This window comes from Xanthomonas sp. SHU 166 (assembly GCF_000364685.1).
Lineage (GTDB): Bacteria > Pseudomonadota > Gammaproteobacteria > Xanthomonadales > Xanthomonadaceae > Xanthomonas_A > Xanthomonas_A sontii.
Map to the genome: position 1 here is coordinate 1 of NZ_AQOJ01000286.1, position 4832 is coordinate 4832.

Here is a 4832-nt window from a genome sequence, read left to right on the forward strand (position 1 = left end):
GCCGTTCACGGCGGCGGCGGCATCGACCACGGCCACGCCCGGACGCAGCTTGCCGGTGCCCTCGACCACGATGCGCTGGCCGGGCTGCAGGCCGTCGACGATCTCGACCAGGCCGTCGCGGCGCGCGCCGGTGCGCACGTCGGCGCGGGCCACGGTGGCGTCGGCGCCGACGCGATAGACGAAAGCGTCGCGCCCCACCTGCACCACCGCGATCTCCGGGATCACCAGCGCCTGCCGGGCGGGCCGATACAGGCGCACGTCCATCAGCATGCCCGGGCGCAGCGCGCGGTCGGTATTGTCGAAAGCCGCGCGCACGGTGACCGCGCGGGTGGCGCTGTCCACGCGCGCATCCACGGTGGCGACATTGCCTTCGAACGCGCGCCCCGGATACGCCACGCTGCGGCCGCCGACGGCATCGCCCGCCTTCACCGTCGACAGCGCCGCCTCCGGCACCTGGAAATCCACGTAGACCTGGGCCACGTCGTCGAGCGTGGCGATGGTCGCGTCGGGCGTCAGCAGCGCGCCGGGGCTGACCTGGCGCAGGCCGAGCACGCCGGCGAACGGCGCGCGCACGCTGCGGTCACCGATCTCCGCGCGCATCTGCAGCACCCGCGCCTGCGCGGCATCGCGCAGTGCGCGTTGCGTGTCCAGTTGCGCGCGCGACACCAGTTGCCGCCCGACCAGTTCGCTCTGCCGCCGATACAGTTGCTCGGCCTCGGTGTAGGTGGCCTCCGCCTCGCGCAACGCCGCCTGCTGGCCCTGCCCGCGCAGCGTCACCAGCGGCGCGCCGGCCGCCACTTCCTGGCCACTCTCGAAATGCACGCGCTCCACGATCTCGCTGACTTTGGCGGTCAGCGTCACCGACTCGCGGGCCTTGACCGTGCCCAGCGCGGCCAGGCTGTCGTTCCACTCACGGGGCTGCACCGTCTGCAGCGTCACCGGAATCGCGGCACTGGCCGCGGCCGGCGCCGGGGCCTTGCCGCAACCGGCGAGCACGAGCGCGAGCGAGGACAACAGAAGGCACACCAGGCGGACGCCGGCGCGTGGTCGGTGCGGCATGGAGATCCCGGACGCGTGGAGTTCGACCCAGTCTAACGGCCTGGCGTGACGGGCGTTGACACGTCGCGACCATGACCGACGACCCTTGCCGGCCAACGCATGCGCTGCGCGATGAGACGCAGCGCACGCGTGGCACGGCTTGGGCCGCTCAATCAGTCTTGCCGGTACGACGCCGGGTGAAGTACGGATAGGCCCCGATGAAGGCAAGCGCCGATGCAGTCCCAAGCAGCATGCGCACCGCCTGCCCCAGGGTGTGCGGCACATACAGGGCATGCGCCGACGCGTCATACCAGATCGCGTGCAGCATCATCAATCCGAACGAGGCCATCGGCAGTCCGAACACCAGCCAGCCGAAAAAGCGCAGCGCCGGCGACGTACGCCCCTCGGCCAACTTGCCGACGACCTCTGTGCTGGCCAGGTGGTACTGGAACGGATCGGAGGTGGCGTATCTGGGCGGCGGCGGCGGCGCTGGCTCCGGCTGCACCGGCTGATGCGTCACCTGTTCGGCGCACGCCGGTTGGACCAGTTCGGCCACATTGGTTCTGGCCAACACGTCATGCAGCTTCGGATCCATGCGTTCCCCCCCTGAACGTTGCCCGGCAGCGTCGTCCGCCACCGGATCCGCCATCCCTGCGTCTGCCGCGCGAGTGCGCGCCGCATAGCATGCGGGCGGCGCAGGGACCTGGCAACTGCGATCAGTGCGGCGGAAACGCGGCGCGCTGCCGCGCTTGCAGCGCACTGCACAGGCGAATCGTTTCGGCGGTCTGCGCAAGGCCGCGGTCGGCGCCGCTGAGTGCCTTCAGGCGCGGCGTGAAGAACGCCTCCAGCCGGTCCGCTTCGGCGGCATCGCAGCCACCGCTGGCCGCCAGCGCCGGCAAGCGACCGCCGTCGAAGGAACCGGAGCGCGCCACGATGCGATCGAAGTGGGCGGTATACCAGGGCCACATCGAGGCGTGCGTGGCCGGCTCGGCATGCGCGCCCATCAGCAGGCTGTTCATCTCGCCAACCTTGATCGCATCGGTCAGGGCGAAATCGCGGACCTTCTGCACCTGCTGCGGATCCTGCAAGGCGCCGAGCGCTTCGATCATCGCGTTGCGCTGGGCCGGTTCGCCGTGACCGCGCAGGGCCGCGATCAATGCGTCCACCGCGGGCGCGCCGCGCGCCTGCACCGCCACCGTCAGCGCTGCGCCAAGCAGATCCGGGTTGGCGGCGGCGAAATCCAGCGCACCGCCCTTGCCGGCCAGCACCGCATCGCCCTGGGCCAGCAGCGCCTGCCGCACCGCCGGCACGCCCATGGTCACCCCGAGCAGCTCGGCCAGGTTGGAGCGCAGCGCCACGTCGTCATCGCTGTCGCCGGCGCGGCGCCGATCGCCCAGCGCCTGCAGGCGTGCGCCGAACGCGGCGTCGGTGGCCTGGCGCAGCATGGCGCGCTGGGCCTCGTCGCGCGCCAGCACCCGCCAGATCCAGGCGACGCGGTCGTTCATCGCGGTGGCCACCGCCGTGGCCTTGGCCGGCGCCAGCTGCTGCATGGCCGCGATCACGTCCGCGGTGTCGGCATCGCCGGTGCGGAACGCGCTGTCGATAGCGTCGGCATAGGCCAGCTTCTCGGCATCGTCGAGCGCATCGAGATGGCGGCCGAGCGCGGCCAGCTGCGGCTTGGGCAGGGCGAAGCGGTAGTAGCCGGTGCCGCCGGCATTCGGCATCACCCAGCTGTCGGCATCGGCACCAGCGAGCGCGAGGCGGCCGTCGCTGGCGGACAGCATCTGGCAGGCGCGGCGCACGCCCTGGCGCGTGCCGTACTTGACGCAGACCGGCACGCCCCAGGTCTGCGCGGCGCTGCCGCGCGACCCCAGCGGCAGGAAACGCTGCTGGTGCAGTTGCAGCACCGCGCCGCCCGCCTCGGGCTGCAGCTGCGCTTGCAGATAGGGCACGCCCGGCTGATCGAGGAAGCTGCGGAACGCGGCCTTGACATCCTCGCCCTTGCCGGCCGCGGCGGCGATGGCCTCGACCAGATCGTCGGCAGTGGCGTTGCCGAAGCGGTGCGCGCGGATGTAGCTGCGCATGCCGCTGCGGAAGGTATCCTCGCCGACGAACTGTTCGAACATGCCCAGCACCGCGGCGCCCTTGCGGTAGGTGATGCTGTCGAAGGCGGTCTCGATGTCGCCGTTGCCGGTGATCGGCTGGCGGATCTTGCGCGCGCTGACCAGGCTGTCGTTGTTCATCGCGTCATGCGCGGCACTGATGCGGTCCAGGTCGGCGCGGTACTGCGGCCGCAGGCGCATGGTGATCTTCTGCTGCATCCAGGTGGCGAAGGCCTCGTTGAGCCACAGGTCGTCCCACCAGGCCATGGTCACCGTGTCGCCGGTCCATTGGTGCGCCAGCTCGTGCGCGGTGACGTTGAACGAGCCCTCGACGTTGTGCCGCGGCGAATGGTCGTCCAGCAACAGCAGCCAGTCGCGGAAGGTGACGAAACCGGGGTTCTCCATCGCGCCGGCGGAGAAGTCCGGCGCGGCCACCAGATCCAGCTTGTCGAACGGATAGCCGAAGTCGTAGTACTCCTCCAGCGCGGTGATGATCTCCGGCGTCTGCTGCAGCGCGCGCCGGATGCGCGGGCCCTGTCCTTGTGCAGCGACGCCGCGCAAGGGGGTGGACTGCGGGCGCTGCGGCGTGGCCGGCAATGCCGGCCCGTCGACCACGTCCCACGGCCCGACCGCGTAAGCCACCAGGTAGGTCGGCAGCGGCACGGTCTCGGCGAAGCGCACGGTCTTCCAGCCCTTGCCCGCCGGCTCTGTGGACTCGGCGCGGGTATTGGCCAGCGCCTGCTCGCCCTCGGGCACGGTCAGGCGCAACGCGAACGGCGTCTTCAGCGCCGGCTCGTCGAAGCCGGGGAAGGCGTAGCGCGCACTGATCGGCTCCATCTGCGTCAAGGCGTAGGCATGCCCCTGCGCCTTGACCTGGTAGAGCCCCTGCAACTGCTGATTGAACGGCGCGCTGTAGACGATGCTCAGGGTCAGCTCCTGCGGCTGCAGGGTGCGCCCGAAGGCGATGCGGGCCACGCCGGCCTGCGCGTCGGCCTGGGTGTAGCGCACCGGGAACGACGCACCATCGGCGGTGCGCAGCGTGGCCTTGCTCACCCGCAACTCCTTGCCGTGCAGCCACAGATGGTCGGAGGCGCGTTCCAGGCGCACGCGCAGGGTGGCGGTGCCGTCGAAGTCGGTGCGCTCCGGATCGATCTTCAGGTCCAGCGCATAGTGCTCCGGCACCGCCCAATTCGGCAGGCGTCCGGTCGGCACCGCATCGGGGGCCTGCGCACAGGCCGCGCCGCAGCACAGCGCGAGGACGGAGAACAGCACGCGACGGGACAGAGCTGGCATGGACGGGCCTTCGCCGATGAGGAGGGCGACGACTTAAGCATGCGCGGCCGCGGCTGTCACGTGGTGAAGGTCAGTGTGGCAACACAGGCGCTAGCGCGGGGGAGCAGTTCGTCTTAGAAATCAACTGTCATGCAGCCGCGACGAACGATTCCTGCTGTGCCCCAACCTTGAAAGGCGTCCGGACTGAAGTCCCTCCCACAGTGAACTCGGCCAACGTATCGTAAGTCCCGGCAGAAGTCGTTCCACACGCGCGAATGACGCCCGCGGCTGCTTCGGAGGCCAGCGTTGTTGCGTGCCCACCACGATCAACAGGCGACGTCGGCCACCAAGTACAGCGCATTCGCTTTGCTATCGCTGTTGCTTCGGCTTTTGACTTGCCGGGTTCCCTTCCGCAGCGGC

General features: G+C 70.4%; 3 protein-coding genes. All 3 read right to left on the reverse strand.

What is annotated here, in order from left to right; genetic code table 11:
• Window positions 1–1059: efflux RND transporter periplasmic adaptor subunit (locus D180_RS08940; protein ID WP_017912524.1), on the reverse strand; the 1059-nt coding region annotated here is incomplete at its 3' end.
• A 148-nt stretch (window positions 1060–1207) separates the two neighbouring features.
• Window positions 1208–1633 (reverse strand): hypothetical protein, encoded by a 426-nt coding sequence (locus tag D180_RS08945; protein ID WP_017912525.1) that lies wholly within the window; start codon window positions 1631–1633, stop codon window positions 1208–1210.
• 121 nt (window positions 1634–1754) lie between these two features.
• The gene (locus D180_RS08950) at window positions 1755–4433 is read right to left on the reverse strand and encodes a M1 family metallopeptidase (protein ID WP_043090697.1); all 2679 of its coding nucleotides are present in this window, start codon (window positions 4431–4433) and stop codon (window positions 1755–1757) included.
• Between the last annotated feature and the right edge of the window lie 399 nt (window positions 4434–4832).

Excerpts from the sequence above, each read along its gene's own strand:
- D180_RS08950 (WP_043090697.1), bottom strand. The coding sequence starts at position 4,433 with ATGCCAGCTCTGTCCCGTCGCGTGCTGTTCTCCGTCCTCGCGCTGTGC.
- D180_RS08945 (WP_017912525.1), bottom strand. The coding sequence starts at position 1,633 with ATGGATCCGAAGCTGCATGACGTGTTGGCCAGAACCAATGTGGCCGAA.